This window comes from Aeromonas sp. Y289-2, assembly GCF_027705925.1.
Classification (GTDB): domain Bacteria; phylum Pseudomonadota; class Gammaproteobacteria; order Enterobacterales; family Aeromonadaceae; genus Aeromonas; species Aeromonas veronii.
Window position 1 is genome coordinate 25,345 of record NZ_JAPDCH010000013.1, and the last position, 17,696, is coordinate 43,040.

14 protein-coding genes are annotated in these 17,696 nt (G+C 62.8%); 11 read left to right on the forward strand and 3 right to left on the reverse strand.

All coding sequences use genetic code 11. The features are described 5' to 3' along the window. Positions 1-371: 371 nt before the first annotated feature. Together OKC43_RS17065 and OKC43_RS17070 are read right to left on the reverse strand one after the other, a co-directional pair. Positions 372-1,643 carry an NAD(P)/FAD-dependent oxidoreductase gene (locus OKC43_RS17065; RefSeq protein ID WP_201991632.1) on the reverse strand — a complete coding sequence of 424 codons (1,272 nt, stop codon included), beginning with the start codon at positions 1,641-1,643 and terminating at the stop codon, positions 372-374. A 55-nt stretch (positions 1,644-1,698) separates the two neighbouring features. Next, complete coding sequence (locus OKC43_RS17070) at positions 1,699-1,884, reverse strand: YgaP family membrane protein (protein WP_270804024.1); 186 nt, start codon at positions 1,882-1,884, stop codon at positions 1,699-1,701. Between the two features lie 88 nt (positions 1,885-1,972). On the opposite strand from OKC43_RS17070, the gene OKC43_RS17075 reads away from it, so the two are divergent. The 9 genes from OKC43_RS17075 to OKC43_RS17115 are packed head-to-tail and all read left to right on the forward strand — an operon-like array spanning position 1,973 to position 11,686. Beyond that, entirely contained in the window at positions 1,973-2,287 is a 315-nt protein-coding gene (locus tag OKC43_RS17075; RefSeq protein WP_005338008.1) for an ArsR/SmtB family transcription factor, read from the forward strand. Further along, a complete protein-coding gene (locus tag OKC43_RS17080; RefSeq protein WP_069554757.1) occupies positions 2,287-2,700 on the forward strand; it encodes a YeeE/YedE family protein in 414 nt (137 codons plus the stop codon). Before OKC43_RS17075 ends, OKC43_RS17080 begins: the two co-directional genes overlap by 1 nt. A 13-nt stretch (positions 2,701-2,713) precedes the next feature. After that, a complete protein-coding gene (locus OKC43_RS17085) occupies positions 2,714-3,184 on the forward strand; it encodes a YeeE/YedE family protein (RefSeq protein ID WP_270804025.1) in 471 nt (156 codons plus the stop codon). 41 nt (positions 3,185-3,225) lie between these two features. After that, positions 3,226-4,266, forward strand: coding sequence for an efflux RND transporter periplasmic adaptor subunit (locus OKC43_RS17090; protein WP_270804041.1), 1,041 nt, complete (start codon positions 3,226-3,228; stop codon positions 4,264-4,266). Further along, the gene (locus tag OKC43_RS17095) at positions 4,259-7,423 is read left to right on the forward strand and encodes an efflux RND transporter permease subunit (RefSeq protein WP_270804026.1); all 3,165 of its coding nucleotides are present in this window, start codon (positions 4,259-4,261) and stop codon (positions 7,421-7,423) included. The genes OKC43_RS17090 and OKC43_RS17095 overlap by 8 nt, the downstream gene beginning before the upstream one ends. A 27-nt stretch (positions 7,424-7,450) precedes the next feature. Continuing rightward, positions 7,451-8,590: an efflux RND transporter periplasmic adaptor subunit gene (locus OKC43_RS17100; RefSeq protein WP_270804027.1), complete on the forward strand. Its 1,140-nt coding sequence runs from the start codon at positions 7,451-7,453 to the stop codon at positions 8,588-8,590. Further along, entirely contained in the window at positions 8,583-9,272 is a 690-nt protein-coding gene (locus tag OKC43_RS17105) for an ABC transporter ATP-binding protein (protein ID WP_270804028.1), read from the forward strand. Before OKC43_RS17100 ends, OKC43_RS17105 begins: the two co-directional genes overlap by 8 nt. Continuing rightward, positions 9,273-10,487, forward strand: coding sequence for an ABC transporter permease (locus tag OKC43_RS17110; protein WP_236370078.1), 1,215 nt, complete (start codon positions 9,273-9,275; stop codon positions 10,485-10,487). Continuing rightward, a complete protein-coding gene (locus OKC43_RS17115) occupies positions 10,487-11,686 on the forward strand; it encodes an ABC transporter permease (RefSeq protein WP_270804029.1) in 1,200 nt (399 codons plus the stop codon). Before OKC43_RS17110 ends, OKC43_RS17115 begins: the two co-directional genes overlap by 1 nt. Before the next feature lie 51 nt (positions 11,687-11,737). Here OKC43_RS17115 and OKC43_RS17120 read toward each other — a convergent pair whose 3' ends face one another. After that, the gene (locus tag OKC43_RS17120) at positions 11,738-14,200 is read right to left on the reverse strand and encodes a diguanylate cyclase domain-containing protein (protein ID WP_442865560.1); all 2,463 of its coding nucleotides are present in this window, start codon (positions 14,198-14,200) and stop codon (positions 11,738-11,740) included. Positions 14,201-14,630: 430 nt separating this feature from the next. Here OKC43_RS17120 and OKC43_RS17125 point away from each other — a divergent pair, with 430 nt between their 5' ends. Both OKC43_RS17125 and OKC43_RS17130 read left to right on the forward strand, forming a co-directional pair. Further along, positions 14,631-15,647 carry a lipoate--protein ligase A gene (locus OKC43_RS17125; protein WP_113738799.1) on the forward strand — a complete coding sequence of 339 codons (1,017 nt, stop codon included), beginning with the start codon at positions 14,631-14,633 and terminating at the stop codon, positions 15,645-15,647. A 222-nt stretch (positions 15,648-15,869) separates the two neighbouring features. Continuing rightward, positions 15,870-17,564, forward strand: a complete 1,695-nt coding sequence (locus OKC43_RS17130) for a pyridoxal phosphate-dependent decarboxylase family protein (protein ID WP_270804030.1) — start codon at positions 15,870-15,872, stop codon at positions 17,562-17,564. The last annotated feature ends 132 nt before the right edge of the window (positions 17,565-17,696 follow it).

The following is a 17,696-nucleotide window of genomic DNA, read 5'->3' on the forward strand; positions in this document are numbered from 1 at the left end:
CTTGTGGGAAGCAGAAACTATGCAGGCATGGCGACCGTGGCGATTGGCCTCTGGTTGCCAGACGTCAAGTGTAAAAAGGGAGAAGAGGGGAGTGGATTTCCGCTTCTCGCAGGGTTGCGAGTTGCGGCAGAGAAAGACCTGCGGCTAGCTCGCGACCTTGGTACCGACGATGAGGGTCGGTCTACAACTGTCACTTGATGAGTTGCCCACTGATGGTCTCCGCTATTGATAAGAGGCTCGAATGATAGCCGAGGCGGCAGGCAGGGTAAACCCCGCGCTGCCCGCAGCAACATCTTGAAACATAATCGAAAGCCCCGTTTTGCCGCGCAGGGCCGCCAAAAGCAGACCCGGCGAGGGCCGGGTCTGCGGGGTCATTCGGTCTTGTCGATGCCGAGGTATTTGAGCATCAGTTTCTCGTAGATGGGCTCGGTATCCCCCACCTGCATCTTGTGCAGGAAGTACTTCTCAAAGGCGATCTTGGCCAGATGGACCCACTTTCCTTTCTTGAACCAGGCGACGTTGCGCGGCGGGATCTGCGGCATGGCGACGAAGGCGGCGCCTGTGTCCCCCATGTCTGCCAGACAGATGGCATTCCATACTGCCTTGGTCACCGGCGGCTGGCCGCTGAGCTCCGCCTTGATGTTGTGGCTCAGGGTGCGCACCATCGCCTCAATCATATAGCCGGTCTTGGGCACCCCGGTTGGTACCGGCGTCTTGTGCGGCGGTGCAATGGCGATGCAGACACCGGCGGCGTAAATCTGCGGGAAGGCGGGGTTGCGCTGGTGCTCGTCGACGATGACAAAACCGCGGGGATTGACCAGCCCCTCGATGCCCCGCAGCGGCGCAATGCCGACAAAGGCGGGCAGCATCATGGCGTGTTTGTAGGGCAGGGTGTGAGTGCGTTTGATGTTGCCCTCATCGTCCAGCTCCTCCACCTTCATCTGGCCATCTTGCGCCGCCACGGTGCGGGCATTGCAGATCCACTGCACGTCGCGCATCCGCAATTCGCTCTCCAGCATCCCCTTGGAGTCGCCCACACCGTTTAGACCCAGATGGCCGATGTAGGGCTCGCTGGTGACAAAGGTCATGGGCACATTTTTTCTCACCTTCTTGTCGCGCAGGTGGCGATCGAGGATGAACGCATACTCGTAGGCGGGACCGAAGCAGGAGGCGCCCGGCATGGCGCCGACAATCACAGGGCCGGGCTCATCGACCAGTGCGCTGACACTGTGGCGGCACTCTTCGGCGTGGGAGAGGGTACAGACGCTGGTGGTGCCACCGGATTCGGGGCCAGCCCCCGTCACCTCGTCAAAGGCGAGGGCCGGGCCGGTGCAGATCGCCAGAAAGTCGTAACGCAGGGTCTGGCCATCGGAGAGGGTGAGCTGCTGCGCCGCCGGTTGCAGCTCGGTCAGGGCGGCATGGATAAAGCGGATCCCCTTTTTCTTCACATGGGGTTCGATGGGGATCGAGGTCTCCTTGCGCTCCCGCCACTGGACGGCAATCCAGGGGTTGGAGGGGGTAAATTCAAAGTCCGGTTTGTCATTGATGAGGATCACCTCATGCTGCTTGCCCAGTTCGGCCTTGAGTTCGTAGGCGGCAGACATGCCCCCGAGACCCGCGCCGATGACGATTACCGTTGCCATGTTCAGCCTCCTGCGTTTATTACACGCTCATATGAGCCTAGGTCATCCGACCCTGTTATTTAAATCCTATCCGTTTGAGGATCATCGCTGCCGGGCAGAAACCGGTGAATGCGCTCTGGATCAGGTTGAACCCGACAAAGGCACTCAACCAGACAAAGCCCGGATGAACCCAGGTGGTAAGGATAAGCGAGAGCAGCAACATGCAACCCGCGACGATTCTGACTCCGTTATCTACTGTCATGGTCTTTCTCCTCATCTACTTTAGATGTTGCTAATTTAGTGTTGTTTTATACAATAGAACAAATATCAGCAATTGCTAATTTACTCTTATGAGCCAATTCGACGAGATGAACAGACATGCGACAGCCGCCGCCTCCCTGCTCAAGGCGTTGGCTCATCCCGAACGCCTGATGGTGCTCTGCCAGCTGGTGGAGGGGGAGAAGGGGGTCGGGGAGCTGCTGGCCCATAGCCAACTCGGGCAGTCGGCGTTTTCCCAGCAGTTGTCGGTGCTCAAGCGCTACGGCCTGATCCGTTCGCGCAAGGTCTCCCAGCAGATCTACTACTCGCTGGTGAGCGAGGCGGCGGCCGATGTACTGGGAGCGTTGCAAACCCATTTTTGTCACTCGGAAAATAAGGAATCTTGATGATGGAAAGCCAATGGCTGCTCTCTTTGGGCGGTGGCATGCTGGCGGGGCTGTCGGCCCTGATCCTGATGTTGTTCAACGGCCGGGTGGCCGGGATCAGCGGCATTTTGGCCGGTGCGCTGCAACACCGTGCACCTTGGCGGGTGCTGTTTCTGCTGGGGCTGGGGGCGGGCGCCTGGTTGGCGCTGACCCTGGGCTGGGCCACCATGCCTGCATTCACCACCTTGCCCGGCTGGCCCGTTGTGCTACTGGCCGGTCTGCTGGTTGGGGTCGGTACCCGTCTTGGCAATGGCTGCACCAGCGGCCACGGCATCTGTGGCATGGGGCGGCTCTCCCTGCGCTCCATCGTCGCCACCCTGACCTTTATGGCGGCAGGCTTTATCACCGTCTTCGTCACTCATCATCTGCTGTAAGGGGCTGATCGCCATGAAGTTGCTGACAAGTTTGTTTGCGGGTGTGTTGTTCGGGCTGGGGATGGCCATCTCCGGCATGATGGATCCCGCCCGGGTCACCGGTTTTCTCGATCTGGCCGGGGCCTGGGATCCCAGTCTCGCCTTCGTGATGGGAGGGGCTCTGCTGGTCTTTATGCCGGGTTATTTTCTGCTGGTGAAACCCCGTCGCCAGAGTGTGCTGGGGGAGCCCATCGTTGCCGTACCAGCCCCCAGGCTGGAGCGCCGGCTGATCGGCGGGGCCGCGCTGTTTGGCATCGGCTGGGGATTGGTGGGCATCTGTCCGGGGCCTGCTCTGAGTCTCATTTCCAGCGGGCAGCCCATGATAATGTTGTTTATAGCGGCCATGGTGGCCGGGATCTTGCTGTTTGACAGAGGGCTGGCCAGGTTGCTGACCAAGGCGCCAGCTCGGGGAGTGGATAAGGTGCGCCAGTCCCATACCGCCTGATCCCGTGAAGTGATTGATGATGCCAGGGAAGGAGAGTGATGATGGAAAAGATCCGGTTGCTGGGGATCACCTTGTTGGTGATGACATCGCAGGCCATGACATCCCCCCGGGCCCTTGCCGCTGAAGGGGAGCCAGAGCCCTTGTTGACAGTGGCGCCACAGGCGGTGACCGACTGGCTGACGCTGGATGGCACCGTCAGTGCCATCAATCAGGGGACGGTGGCGGCCCAGACCAGCGGCCGGGTCTCCCGCATGCTGGTGGATGTGAACGATCAGGTGCAGGCGGGGCAACCGCTGCTGGAGATCAGCGGCAAGGAGCAGTTTGCCGCCGTCACGGGTGCCGAGGCGCGGCTGGCGCGGGCGCAGGCTCAGCAAGTGGAAGCCGAGCGCCAGCTCGCCCGCTTTCAGGCGCTGATTGCCAAGGGGGTGATCACCCGCGCCCAGCTCGATAATGCCCAGGCGACGGATCGCGCCGCCCGCGCCGAGGTGAACGCTGCCGATGCGGCTCTCACTCAGGCCCGTGAGGCCTACGGTTATACCCGCATTCTGGCCCCCTACGCTGGGGTGGTGACCAAGCGGTTGGTCGAGCTGGGGGAGACAGTTGCCCCTGGTACCCCGCTGCTCTCCGGCTTCTCTCTCGACACCTTGCGGGTGGAGGTGGAGTTGCCCCAATCCGCCCTGACGCTGGCTCGTGAGCCTGCGGATGTGCAGGTGCTGCTGCCCGATGGCAAGTCTGTTACCCCGGTCAAACTGACCCGCTTCAATTATGCCGACAGCCAGAGCCACGCCTTCAGGTTGCGCCTCGACTTGCCGCCGCAAACCGCCGGGGTATTGCCCGGCATGTGGCTCAAGGTGCAGCTCAAGCAGGGTGAGCGTCAGGTGTTGCAAGTGCCGGAGCGCGCCCTGCTGCGGCAAGGGGAGTTCAATGGCGTCTATCTGCAGCAGCCTGCTGGCTGGGCCCTGACGCCGGTGCGGGTCGGCCATTGCTTTGAAGGGCAGTGCGAGATCCTGGCCGGGCTGCAAGCCGGTGACAAGCTGGCTCCCGATGCCTGGGCGCAGCAGCAGGAGGTGGCCCATGAGTAGCGAGCTGAACGGCAACAAGGAGAGGCTGGGGCCTGCCGGTCGGCTGGCTGCGCTGTTCCAAGGCTCGGCCATCACTCCGCTGCTGGCGCTGGTGGGGCTGTTGCTAGGTCTGTTTGCAGTGCTGGTGACCCCCAAGGAGGAGGAGCCGCAGATCGATGTCACCTTCGCCGATGTCTACATTCCCTTCCCGGGAGCCAGCCCGGCTGAAGTGGCCTCTCTCGTCACCACCCCTGCCGAGCAGGTGGTTTCCCAGATAAAGGGTATTGATACCCTTTACTCTTTTTCCCAACCTGATGGCGCCCTGCTGGTGGTGGTGTTCAAGGTGGGGGTGAGCCGCGAGCAGGCCATCGTCGATCTCAACAACCAGCTCGACTCCAACCGCGATTGGTTGCCACAGGGGATCGGAGTCGGTCAGCCGCTGGTGAAACCCCGGGGGATCGATGATGTCCCTATCGTCAGTTTGACCTTATGGAGCAAAGAGGGGAGCAAGCAACTGGGGGCTCCCGAGTTGACCCGGGTCGCCCATGAGCTGGAGACCGAACTCAAGCGCATTCCCGGTACCCGCGATATTTACACGCTGGGCAGCCAGAGCGCCGTGTTGCGGGTGATGCCGGATCCGGCGGCCCTCAGCGCCCACGGCATCAGCTGGGGCGAGCTGAGTCAGCGACTGGCGGCCGCCAATCAGGTAGGCACCACACAGGCTATCGAGCAGAACAACAGTGAGATTAAGGTACAGGTGGGGCAGTTCCTGCAAAATGAGCAGGAGGCTAGAGAGCTGGTGGTGGGGCTGCACGACGGCAAGCCGGTCTATCTGGGGGATGTGGCCAAGGTCTCTCTGGGTCAGGAGACTCCGACCAAACGCAGCTGGATGGGGCTGGGGCAAGCCAGTTATCCGGCGGTGACCCTGGCCATCGGCAAGCAGCCGGGCCAGAACGCGGTCGATGTGGCCAAGCGGGTAGAGGCGCGGGTCGAAAGTTTGCAGAACCGACTCATCCCTGCCGGGGTCGAGGTGACGGTGACCCGGGACTACGGCGTTACCGCCGAGACCAAATCCAACACCCTGATCGGCAAGCTGATTTTTGCCACCACGGCGGTGGTGCTGCTGGTACTGGTGAGCATGGGTTGGCGCGAGGCGCTGGTAGTTGGCGTTGCCATCGTCATCACCCTGGCGCTGACTCTCTTCGCCAGCTGGGCCTGGGGCTTTACCCTCAACCGGGTGTCGCTGTTTGCGCTGATCTTCTCCATCGGCATTCTGGTGGATGACGCCATAGTCGTGGTGGAGAACATCCACCGCCATCGCGGTTTGGGCAAGGGGTCGCTCAAGGAGCTTATTCCGGGGGCGGTAGACGAGGTGGGGGGGCCGACCATACTGGCGACCCTGACCGTCATTGCGGCTCTGCTGCCGATGGCCTTTGTCAGCGGGCTGATGGGTCCTTACATGAGCCCCATCCCCATCAATGCCAGCATGGGGATGCTTATCTCCCTGCTGGTGGCCTTTATCTTCTCCCCCTGGCTGGCGAGCCATTTGCTCAAAGGTGAGGTGCACGCTGCCCACGGCGAGGCCAAGGCGGGTCTTTTTCACCGGCTGATGACCCCTTTCCTGATCGGTGATGGCGCCAAGCGCGCCAGACGCAAACTCTGGCTGGGGGTGTTGCTGCTGGTCGGGGCCGCCACAGCCATGCCGGTGGTGCAGTGGGTGGTGCTCAAGATGCTCCCCTTTGACAACAAGTCGGAATTTCAGCTGGTGCTCGATATGCCGGAGGGGGCGACCCTGGAGCAGACCGAGCGCACCCTGCTGGCGGTCGGGCGGGAGCTTGCCAAGGTGGAGGAGGTGAAGGATTACCAGGTCTACGCCGGCACCGCCGCCCCCATCAATTTCAACGGCCTGGTGCGCCACTACTTTATCCGCAGCGGCGCCAACGTGGGGGATATTCAGGTCAATCTGGTGGACAAGCATGAGCGGGATCGCAGCAGTCACCAGATTGCCCAGTCGGTTCGGGAGCCGCTACAGGCCATCGCCAGTGCGGCAGGGGGCAACCTGAAAGTCGTTGAGGTGCCGCCCGGCCCGCCGGTCTGGTCACCTATCGTTGCTGAAATCTATGGCCCGACTCATGCCGCCCGCGAAGCGGCCGCTCGCGCCGTACAGGCCCGTTTTGTGGCCACGGCGGATCTGGTGGATGTGGATATCTATCTGACCGACCCGCAGCCCAAGTGGCGGCTGGTGGTGGATCGCAGCAAGGCGGCCCTGCTCGGGGTCGATCTCGGGGATCTGGTGAACACCCTCAATGGCGGGGTGGGTTATCAGGATGCCAGCTGGCTGCAGGGTCACGGCGCCAAGTATCCGGTGCCGATCCGTATCGAATTGGCTCCCGGTGACAAACGGGATCTGGCGGGCGTACTGGCCCTCAAGGTGCGCAGCCAGAGCGGCCAGCTGGTGCGGGTCTCCGAGCTGGTGAGTCGCCGTGATGAGGTGGCCCCCAGCTATATCATGCACAAGAACATGCAGCCCATGGTGATGGTGGTGGCCGACATGGGTGGCCATACCGACAGCCCGCTCTACGGCATGTTTGCCGCCGGTGCCAATATCGACCTGCCCCAATATTACGTACAGCAGCCGGATAAACTGGGAGAGGTGGCGCTGTTGTGGGACGGGGAGTGGAAGATCACCTACGAGACCTTCCGCGACATGGGGCTAGCCTACGGAGTGGGGATGATCCTCATCTATCTGCTGGTGGTGGCCCAGTTCCGCTCCTATCTGGTGCCGCTCATCATCATGGCTCCCATTCCGCTCACCATCATAGGGGTGATGCCGGGCCACGCCCTGCTGGGAGCCCAGTTTACCGCCACCTCGATGATAGGGATGATCGCCCTGGCCGGGATCATCGTACGCAACAGCATCCTGCTGGTGGACTTTATCGAGCAGCAGCGCAGCGCCGGGGTGGCGTTCGAGCAGGCGGTGATCGAAGCGGCGCAGGTGCGGGCCAAACCCATCATGCTGACGGCGCTGGCGGCGATGATCGGGGCTCTGTTTATCCTCGATGATCCCATCTTCAACGGACTGGCCATCAGCCTGATTTTCGGGATCCTGGTCTCCACTTTGCTCACCCTGGTGGTGATACCCTTGCTCTATTATGCCCTGCTCTCCCGACGCACATGACGGGAGTCACTAGCGAAAGGATGCGCGATGAAGAGAGGTTGGTTGTGGTGGGGAAGTGGCGCCGTGGTGGCGGTGGCTGCGGCAGCATGGTGGTGGCGACCGCAGCCGACGCCGATCAGGCTGGCTGAGGTCGGGCGGGGGGATGTGCTGGTCACTGTGGTCAACACCCGGGCCGGCACCATCAAGTCGTGTCAGCGGGCCGGACTCAGTCTGCCCGGTGGCGGCGTGGTGGAGCAGATCGCCGTCAAGGCCGGGGAGCGGGTAGCCCGAGGAGATCTGCTGCTGACCCTCTGGAGTGACGATATCCGCGCTGATCTCGCCCGCGCCCGCGCCCAGCAGGCGCTCGGCAAGACCCAGCGCGAGGAGCGTTGCAGCGAGGCGGCCTACTACGAGCGGGAGGCCAACCGGCTGGCCACCTTGCTGGCCAAAAACCTCACCTCCCGCACCCTCGCCGAGCAGGCCCAGAATCTGGCCGATACCCGCCGCTATGTCTGCCGCGCATCCCGTCAGCAGGAGCGGGTTGACGAGGCGCAGGTCGCCCAGGTGGAGGCCCGCTTGAGCGAGCGCCGCCTGCTGGCGCCGTTTGCCGGGGTGGTGGCGGAGGTCAACAGCAAGCTGGGCGAATACATGACTCCCTCACCGCCCGGAGTGGCCATGCCTCCGGTGATCGATCTCATCGACGATCGCTGTCTCTATGTCTCAGCCCCCATCGATGAGGTGGATGCCGCCCGCCTCAAGGTGGGCCAGTCTGCCCGGGTACTGCTTGACGCCATGCCCGGGCGCGATTTTGCCGCCACTGTCACCCGTATCGCCCCCTATGTGAAGGAGCTGGAGAAACAGGCCCGCACCGTCGAGGTGGAGGCAGCGCTCACTGCCCTGCCCACCGATGTGCCCCTGCTTATTGGCTACAGTGCCGACCTTGAGGTCGAGGTGACCCGCGCCACCGATGTGCTGCGGGTAGCGGCCAGCAGCCGGGCTGACGATGGCAGCGTGCTGCGGCTGGAAGGGGATAAGCTGGTGCGGGTGGTACCCCGCTGGGGTGTGGAGAACTGGAACTGGATTGAGGTGGCCGAGGGGCTCGCCGCCGGTGATCGGCTGGCAGCCCAGCCCGGACAGATTGTCGGGGAGGGCCCTTTCAGCGCCGATACGGAGCAGACGGATGAGTGATCTCATTCGCCTTGATGTCGTCAGCCGTCGTTTCACTCTGGGGGGGAGCGAAGTGGCCGCCCTCGATCGCGTCTCCCTGCGGGTTGCCGAGGGGGAGTATCTGGCGGTGATGGGCCCCTCGGGCTCCGGCAAATCGACCCTGCTCAATGTGCTGGGGCTGCTGGATCGGCCCGACGAGGGGCGCTACTGCCTGGGAGGGGAGGATACCGCCACCCTGTCAGAGCCGGCGCTGGCCCAGCTGCGCGGCCATCGCATCGGTTTCGTGTTCCAGTCGTTTCACCTCATCTCCCGCCTCACCGCCCGTGAAAACGTCGAGCTGCCGCTGATGCTGTGCGGGATCGCCCCCGCCGAGCGCCATCGCCGCAGTCAGCAGTTGCTGGGGGAGCTGGGGTTGGAGAACCGGGCCGGACATCGCCCAGCCGAACTCTCCGGCGGTCAGCGTCAGCGGGTGGCCATCGCCCGGGCCATGGCGATGGCGCCGCGACTGATCCTGGCCGACGAGCCCACCGGTAATCTCGACTCCCGCTCCGGGGAGGAGGTGATTACCCTGCTTGAGGGGCTCAACCGAGAGCAGGGGATTACGCTGGTGGTGGTAACCCACGATCCGCGCCTCGGTGAGCGGGCGGGCAGGCGGATCCTGATGAACGATGGCCGCATCAACATTGATAGCGGCGGTGGCTGAATGCGGCGGCCCGATGTGATCCGCTTTGCCGCCGTGGCGTTATTGCGTCAGCGTTCACGGGCGCTGGTCTTGATCCTGGCGGTGAGTCTGAGCGTCACCTCGGTGCTGCTGCTCACCGCGCTGGGGGAGGGGGCGAGGCGCTATGTGGCCGACCAGTTCAGCTCCCTTGGCAAGGATCTGCTGGTGATGTTCCCGGGCCGCAAGGAGACCACCGGCGGGCTGCCGCCGGTCACCGGCAACAGTCTGCGGCAGATCACTCTCGATGATATGCACTACCTTGGCCAGCATCAGCCAAACGTGCGGCTGGTGCCGCTGGTGATGGGCTTTGCCGAGGCCAAACAGGGGGCGCGGTTGCGTCAGACCATGCTGCTTGGCAGCAGCAACGGGCTGCGCGATACCCACGGGCTGGAGCTGCTCTCCGGCCGCTGGCTGCCGGGGGATGCCGCAGAGGATCGCTCGGCCGTTCTGCTCGGGGCCAAGGTGGCCCGTGAGCTGTTCGGTCAGGTCGATCCGGTCGGACAGTGGCTGCGTTTTGACAATCGCCGCTTTCGGGTTGTGGGGGTCTTCACCAGCCAGAGCAGCAATCTGGGGATGGATATGGCCGAGGCCGCGCTGATCCCGGTCGGTAGCGCCATGCGGCTGTTCAATACCGAGGGGCTGTTTCGCCTGCTGATCCAGCCGCTGGCGGGGCAAGCGGTGCCTCCGCTGGTCAAGCGACTGGAGCAGCTGATGCAGGGGCGCCACGGGGTACTCGATGTGACCGTGGTGCGCCGTGACGCCATGCTGGCCACCTTCTCCACCATTCTCTCGACCCTTACTCTGGCAGTTGCCGGTATCGGCGCCATCAGCCTGCTGGTCTCTGGCATCATGATGATGAATCTGGCGCTGATCAGCACCCGCCAGCGCACCGGCGAAATCGGCCTGCTCAAGGCGCTGGGGGCCGACAGTCGCCAGATCCGCCAGCTGTTTTTGTGGGAGGCGCTGCTGTTGAGCGGCAGTGGCGCGCTGTTTGGCACAGTGTTGGGCTATGCCCTGGTTGGCCTCGCCGGAGTGATTTGGCCCGGATTTCCGGCGGCGGTCCCCTTGCTTGCTACTTTCTGCACCATACCGGCGGCCCTGCTGACCGGGCTGTTTTTTAGCTGGCTGCCCGCCTCCCGGGCGGCACGGCAAGATCCGGTCAGCAGCCTGCGCAGCGGGCAGTGGAGCGGTGGCTGATGCGCGCCGCGGATCTGCTGTTCTGGCTCTGGCGCGCCTTGCTGGCGGGGCGCAGTCGCAGCCTGCTGTCGGCGCTCGGCATCGCCATCGGGATCGCTTCGGTGACCCTGCTCACCGGCATCGGCGAGGGGCTCAGGCTCTATCTGCTCGACAGCTTCTCCCAATTTGGCACCCGGTTGATCGCCGTGACCCCGGGCAAGACCGAAACCGCAGGCGGCCCGCCCGGCATCCTCTCCAGCAGCCGTCCCCTGCTGCTGGAGGATGCCGATGCCCTCGCCAGATTGGCAGGGGTAGAGGCGGCGCTCCCTGTGGTGCAGGGGCAAGGGGAGGTGCGCAGCCGCGGATTGACCCGCAGCACCGCCATTCTGGGCACCGGTCCGGCTGCGCTCTCAGGCTGGCGGCTCACCCTAGAGCAGGGGCGTTTTCTGCCTGCGGATGACAGTGCCATGCCCCGCGCCTATGCGGTGCTGGGGGCCAAGGTGGCGGCTGAGCTGTTTCCCGGTGGCGATGCGCCTGGGAGTCTATTGCGCGCTGGTGATCGCCGTTTTCGGGTGGCCGGGGTGCTGGCGTCCAAGGGGCAATTTCTCGGCTTTGATCTGGATGACATGATCTATCTGCCCGCCGCTCACGCCCAGGCGCTGTTCAACAAGGAAGGGCTGCAGGAGATCGACGTCATCTATCGCGCCGGGCAGACGGAGGCCGACATCACCGCCCAGATCCGGCGAGTGTTGATCGCCCGCCACGGCGCCGAGGATTTCACCCTCACCTCCCAGCAGGACATGCTGACCAGCCTCGACAAGATCCTCTCCATCATCAAGCTGGCGGTTGGCGGGCTCGGCATTATCTCTCTGCTGATCGGGGCGGTCGGCATCTTCAGCATCATGAGCATCGCCCAGCAGGAGCGGATCCCCGAAGTGGGCTTGCTGATGGCGTTGGGTTGTCCACGGCGGCGCATTCTATTGCTGTTCCTGCTCGAAGCCGTGGTGCTGGCGCTGCTGGGCGGAGCCATGGGGCTGGCCCTGCTCGGCGGGCTCAAGCTGCTGCTCACCCTGCTGGCGGCTGGCTTGCCGCTCACCCTCCATCCTCTCTATCTGCTGCTGGCGCTTGGTTGCAGCGCCCTGGTTGGCCTGCTGGCCGGGGTCGCTCCTGCGCTGCGGGCAGTGCGTCTTGACCCAGTAGTTGCCCTGCGCGGTGACTAGGTCGCTCCTTTCGCAAGAGGCGCGTTACGCTCGGGTCTGAGCAGAGGGGGACTAGGCGACCACCTCCGCAACCGACAGGCTGCGCTCTGATCTGAACAGGGGAAAGTAGCGGCGATCGGCCTGACTCATGTGGCCGACCACCAGCTCCTGAATGATGAAGTTGAGCAACTCGTCGTTGCCCAGAGTCCCCGCTTTGGCAGCGTGCAGCAGCTGGCCTGCTTTGTTGAGCAGGCGCTGGTGATCCTGACGGTGGCTGACGAGTTCCCGATAGTCGATCTCCGCCAGCATCTGCTCTTCAAAGGCGAAGTGGTGACGAGCCATGTCGAACAGGCTCTCCAGACTCTCCAGAAACGGGGCCGGATCCTCGTGCTGATCTTTCATCCGCTCCAGCAGCCGGTTGGTCAATACGAAGAGCTGGCGATGCTCGGCATCGATGCGCGGGTGACCGCACTCGTGGCCGGGTTGCCACAGCAGGGCGCCCTGCTCGGGATCAAGGCCTTCGGTATAGAGGCAGACCCGGCCGCGGCCGCGATTCTTCGCCTGATACATGGCCTGATCGGCGTGGTGCATCAGGGTTTTGGCATCCTCGCCGTGCTCCGGATAGAGAGCGATCCCGATACTGCTGGAGATGCGCAGCTCCTGCCCCTCCAGCTGGAACGGATGGCGCAGCTGCTGGTGCAGCGTGTCGGCCACCGCCAGCACTTCGTCGCCACTCTCCGGCAGCAAGATAACGAACTCGTCGCCCCCCAGCCGTGCCACCAGATCCTGTTTGCGCACGCAGTGGCTCATCCGCTCGGCCACCATATTGAGCAGAATATCCCCGGTCTCATGACCGAAGGTGTCGTTGATCGGCTTGAAGTGATCGAGATCGATAAACATCAATGCCAGCGGACGGGGCGTCTCCTGCTCCATCAGCTCCTTGAGCCGTTGCTGCAGCAAGCGGCGATTGGGCAGCCCGGTGAGGGGGTCGTAGAAGGCGAGGCGGCGCATCATCTCCTCTCGCGCTGCCCGCTCGGTGATATCCCGGGTGACCCCTAGGATCGCCTCCGGCTGGGCATTGTGGTTGCCATGGAGGGTGGTGATGGTCTCGGTCGCCACCAGATGGCCATCCTTGTGGCGCAGCTGGGTGCGAATGACCCGGCGGGTCTGGTCATGTTCCCCCCGCTGCCAGGCCTCCAGGGTGGCGGAGATCTCCTCGCGCAGCAGTTGCCTTGAGGCATCCGGCAGCAGCTGTTTGAGAGGGAGGGCAAACAGCTCTGGAGCCTCGTAGCCGCTTAGAGGAGTGATGGCCGGGCTGACATAGCGAAAGCGCAAGCTGGCGGCATCCATGGTCCAGATCACATCGGCACTGTTCTCCGCCACGAAGCGATAGTGCTGTTCGCTCTGGGCCAGTTCACGGGTCAGCCGCTGGCGATCCCGCGCCTCCTCTCGCAGGCGCAGATAGAGGTGCAAGAAGATGCCGAGCAGGGTCATCAGGGTAAAGGTGATGAGCATGGCCACCGCCACGCTCTTGTCGAGCAGTTGCCGTTGCTGGCGCAGCCGCTCCTGCGCCGGGTCGTAGATAAAGCGGTCGAGGTTGGGCAATACCGTGAGCATGCCCGCCTCCAGATAGGTTTTGGCGATCTGCAGCCAGCGCTCCTGCTGCATGTAGCCTGGTTCGATCGGATCCGGTTGCATCAGCTCTCTGGTTTCGCGCGCCTCGAACTCCAGCTGTTCACGGCCAGCCCCGGTCGGGTACTGCTCCATGATCAGGTTGATCATCTCTTCGGGGTGGTCCATCGCATAGCGCCACCCCTTGAGGCTGGCCTGCTGGAAGGCGTAGACCCGATCCTGTCGGGTGAGCAGCTCCCGCTCGGAGGTAAACAGGTTGTCGCCGTAGAAGTCGAAGTCGATGGTGCGCGGACTGAAGACCCGATAGGGGATCCCTTTTTGTTGCAGATAGAAGGGCTCGGTAGTGCTGTAGGCGCTGATGGCATCCACCTTGCCCGCCAGCAGTGCCTGAATCCCCTGTTTGTAGGGAAGGGTGACCCAGTCGCGGCTGCGGGTATGGTGGGAAAGGTAGGTCAGCAGCTCGTTGGAGCCCGGCTCCAGCATCAGTCGCTTGTTGGCCAGATCGGCCGGGTTGCGAATATCTGGCCGATCCAGCGTGAGCAGGATCAGCGGCGAGTGCTGCAGCAGGGCGGCGAGCACCACCACAGGACGACCGGCAGCCCGATCCAGCAGCAGATCACTGCCGCTGATGCCAAACTGGGCCTTTCCCGAGATCACCTCGCTGACCACATCGGTGCGGGAGTCCGCTTCGCGCAGGGTGACATGCAGACCGGCCTCCCGATAAAACCCTTTGGCGATGGCCGCGTAGTAACCGGCAAACTGGAACTGGTGTTGCCACGGCAACTGGACGATGACCTGCTCGCCGGCTCGCACCGGGGGAGAGGTCAGGGTCGCGATGACCATACCGACCAGCATTGGCAGAAACCAGCTGAGGGGCTGGCGGGGGGCTGCGTTCTCCGTCATACAACGTTTCTCTCGGGAGCGGTGTCTAGGCTAGATTCAAGCAATTTTGTGTCACCTGCAAGGGGAGAAAAGGCTTTTGCAATGGGGTATAGGGGGGTTGGGAAGTCATTTTTGTGTCGTTCATCACACGGGATGGATACATGCCGTTTTTTTGCAAGTTATGTGACCAATAAGAGAGTCATATGGCCTATCGAAGTGGTCGCATTCTAGCCACTTTTTCCCGTTTTTATCGTTGTCATTGTGGCTTGACTGCATTTTTTCCGTGGTTGCACGTCAAGCTGTGTCGTTATATCAATAGATACTTTTATAGGGCAGTCAGGTGTGACGCAAATGTATCGCGGCTGCTGCGCACCGGTTAATGTGCAACGGCTCAGTGATGGTACCCCGTCAGTGTTATCATGCTGCCCCCAGTTCCGGATAAGGTCTTTTTATGTCCCGCTTGCGTCTGCTTCTCTCCGACTCTCACGATCCCCTGTTCAATCTGGCCGTTGAGGAGTGCATCTTCCGCCAGATGGACCCCGGTCAGCGGGTGCTGTTCCTCTGGCGCAACGCCAATACCGTGGTGATCGGCCGTGCCCAGAACCCGTGGAAGGAGTGCAATACCCGCCGGATGGAAGAGGACGGGGTGACCCTGGCGCGTCGCAGCAGCGGTGGCGGCGCCGTGTTCCACGACCTTGGCAACAGCTGCTTCACCTTCATGGCGGGCAAGCCGGAGTATGACAAGAGCGTCTCCACCGCCATCGTGCTGGACGGGCTCAAGCGATTGGGGATCGAGGCGTTTGCCTCCGGTCGCAACGATCTGCTGGTGGCCACCCCGGACGGGGAGCGCAAGGTATCGGGGTCGGCCTATCGGGAGACTCTGGATCGCGGGTTCCACCACGGCACCCTGCTGCTGGATGCCGATCTCGGCCGCCTTGCCAACTACCTCAACCCCGACCCCAAGAAGCTGGCGGCCAAAGGGATCACCTCGGTGCGCAGCCGGGTGGCCAATCTGTGCGAACTGCTGCCGGGGATCGACCATCAACAGGTGAGCAAGGCGCTGCAGGAGGCCTTTTTCCACCATTACGGCGCGCGAGTTGAGCCCGAGCATATCTCCCCCGAGCAGATGCCGGATCTGCCGGGCTTTGCCGAGACCTTCGCCCGTCAGCGCAGTTGGGAGTGGAACTATGGCCATGCCCCGGCGTTCAGCCATCTGCTGGAGGAGCGGTTCAGCTGGGGCGGGGTGGAGCTGCACTTTGATGTGGCGAAAGGGGTCATCACCCGGGCACAGCTCTTTAGCGATACTCTGGAGCCGGCCCCGTTTGATCTGCTGGCGGCCGAACTGGCGGGTTGCGGCTATCGACCGGACGCTGTCGCCGCGCGTCTGCAGCCCTGGTTGGCGGCCTTCCCGCAGCAGCAGAGCGAGCTGGCGGAGTTTGCCCGGTGGCTGTTGGCCTCCCTGCGTTGAGGGGGCGCTGTGCTGATGGCGGTCCGTTAGTGAGGGCGCTGTCAGCCAGGATGGGAGCAAGATCACGAAATATAAAGAGGCGCCTCAAAGGCGCCTTTTTGCCAGCCCTTGTGATGACTGATACATGACAAAAAGTAGGGTAGGCCATTAGATATTGTCACTGTCGGCCCCGCTGGCTCAGGGGTATAACGGCCGCACATTTGCTGTACTAATGGTATAAAAATGAGTGACTTAGTTTATCTGAAAGACGAAAGCGTCAATGCCGTCCACCCCGATTTCTCCGCCCGTTTCGCCACCGTCAAAGCCAACTTTTTCTCGCGCAATCCCGATCTCTGGCCCGTTTTTCGCGAACCCGGATTTGCCACTCTCAACGAATTTCGGGCCCGTGGCCTGGCCCCCGATACCCGTTTGAATGCCTGGCCTGATGGCCGTGCCCGCCTGGCCGACCTCTGCGAGACCATGCCGGTGCCCGCCACCATGCGCACCTCGGACGAGCCGATGGCCGAGCTGCTGTTTGCCGCCGCGCTGTCGAAGGATTGGGAGAACCCCTCCAGCGTCGAGAACGTCATCACCATGTCGGCGGATCCCGCCATCTACGGCGCCCAGCTGGGCATTCTTGCCAACCCCAATCTGGTCTACTCCGAATACGCCGGGGTGGCCGAGGAGCTGGAGAAGAAGGTGGTGCGCCAGATTGCGCTGCTGGCGGGTTACGACCCGGCTCGGGCCACCGGCATCTTCACCCAGGGGGGGACCTTCTGTAACCTCTATGGCTACTTGCTCGGCATTCGCAAAACCTTGCCGGAGGCCAAGCACAAGGGGCTCGGCCACTATCAGGATTACCGCATCATCAACTCCCAGGGCGGTCACTACTCCAACATCACCAACCTCTCCCTGCTTGGGGTCGATATCGAGAACAAGACTATCCGCATTCAGGTCGGCGAGAACAACGACATCGATCTCGACCACCTCGAACGCACCCTGACCGCCTGTTTTGCCCTGAAACACGTGGTGCCCACCATCATGCTCACCATGGGCACCACCGACACCTTCGGGGTGGATCAGGTGAAACCCGTGTTCGAGCTGCGCAATCGCCTCTGCGAGCAGTTCGAGGTGACGGTCAAGCCCCATATCCACGTCGATGCGGCCATCGGCTGGTCGATGATCTTCTTCCTGGGTTACGACTTTGCCGCCAACCCGCTCGCCATCAACAGCGCCACCCTGGCGGGGATCGAGCGCAACGTGACACGCTTTGCCGAGCTGAAATATGCCGACTCCTTCACCGTCGATTTCCAGAAGTGGGGCTATGTACCCTACACCTCCAGTCTGGTGATGATTAAAGAGCAGGATGACCTCAAGGCGATGGAGAATGACCCGGAGAACTTCTCCTACTTCGAGCGGGACATTCAGGGCCAGACCCACCTGCAATCCACCATCGAGTGTTCCCGCGGCGCGAGCGGTCTGTTTGGTGCCTATGCGGCGCTCAACTATATGGGGGTCGAGGGGTATCGCACCGTGCTGGCCCACTGCCTGCAAAATGCCAACTACTTCCGCTATCGCCTGAGTCAGCTTGGCAACGTCAAGCTGGTGGCGCAGGAGAATCAGGGGCCGAGTGTCGGCTTCAAGATCTACAACCCCGAGTGGGTGAGCGATCCGGAGGCCGAGTTCGCCTTCGAGCTGGCCCGCTCCGGCGATCCTGCCTACAAGGCGCGGCTGCAGCGCAACACCGACTACCACCGCAGCCTGTTCAAGGGGCGCGGCAAGGTGGGGCTCTACACCAACTGGGTGGAGGCGGTGGCCCATTCCGACTATGACGCCCGCGGCAAGTACTCCTATATCGCCGGAGAGAAGGCTGTCTTTATGAACCCCGCCTGCACCCGCGAGCAGATCGACGCCTTTATCGACCATATTCGCGGTTGAGGGCGGTTGCCCTGACTGCCGAGCGCGGCCTGTGATGGCAAGAGGCGGTCAGGGTACCTCGCCAACAGATAAACAAAGGGCAAGCCAATTGGCTTGCCCTGCTGTTTTTGCGGCTCTGTTTTTGCAGCACTG

Bases quoted from the DNA above. Each gene is read 5' to 3' on its own strand.
- OKC43_RS17115 (WP_270804029.1), top strand. From the start codon at position 10,487: ATGCGCGCCGCGGATCTGCTGTTCTGGCTCTGGCGCGCCTTGCTGGCG.
- OKC43_RS17110 (WP_236370078.1), top strand. From the start codon at position 9,273: ATGCGGCGGCCCGATGTGATCCGCTTTGCCGCCGTGGCGTTATTGCGT.
- OKC43_RS17065 (WP_201991632.1), bottom strand. From the start codon at position 1,643: ATGGCAACGGTAATCGTCATCGGCGCGGGTCTCGGGGGCATGTCTGCC.
- OKC43_RS17120 (WP_442865560.1), bottom strand. From the start codon at position 14,200: ATGACGGAGAACGCAGCCCCCCGCCAGCCCCTCAGCTGGTTTCTGCCA.
- OKC43_RS17100 (WP_270804027.1), top strand. From the start codon at position 7,451: ATGAAGAGAGGTTGGTTGTGGTGGGGAAGTGGCGCCGTGGTGGCGGTG.
- OKC43_RS17075 (WP_005338008.1), top strand. From the start codon at position 1,973: ATGAGCCAATTCGACGAGATGAACAGACATGCGACAGCCGCCGCCTCC.
- OKC43_RS17105 (WP_270804028.1), top strand. From the start codon at position 8,583: ATGAGTGATCTCATTCGCCTTGATGTCGTCAGCCGTCGTTTCACTCTG.
- OKC43_RS17125 (WP_113738799.1), top strand. From the start codon at position 14,631: ATGTCCCGCTTGCGTCTGCTTCTCTCCGACTCTCACGATCCCCTGTTC.
- OKC43_RS17070 (WP_270804024.1), bottom strand. From the start codon at position 1,884: ATGACAGTAGATAACGGAGTCAGAATCGTCGCGGGTTGCATGTTGCTG.
- OKC43_RS17090 (WP_270804041.1), top strand. From the start codon at position 3,226: ATGGAAAAGATCCGGTTGCTGGGGATCACCTTGTTGGTGATGACATCG.
- OKC43_RS17085 (WP_270804025.1), top strand. From the start codon at position 2,714: ATGAAGTTGCTGACAAGTTTGTTTGCGGGTGTGTTGTTCGGGCTGGGG.
- OKC43_RS17130 (WP_270804030.1), top strand. From the start codon at position 15,870: ATGAGTGACTTAGTTTATCTGAAAGACGAAAGCGTCAATGCCGTCCAC.
- OKC43_RS17080 (WP_069554757.1), top strand. From the start codon at position 2,287: ATGATGGAAAGCCAATGGCTGCTCTCTTTGGGCGGTGGCATGCTGGCG.
- OKC43_RS17095 (WP_270804026.1), top strand. From the start codon at position 4,259: ATGAGTAGCGAGCTGAACGGCAACAAGGAGAGGCTGGGGCCTGCCGGT.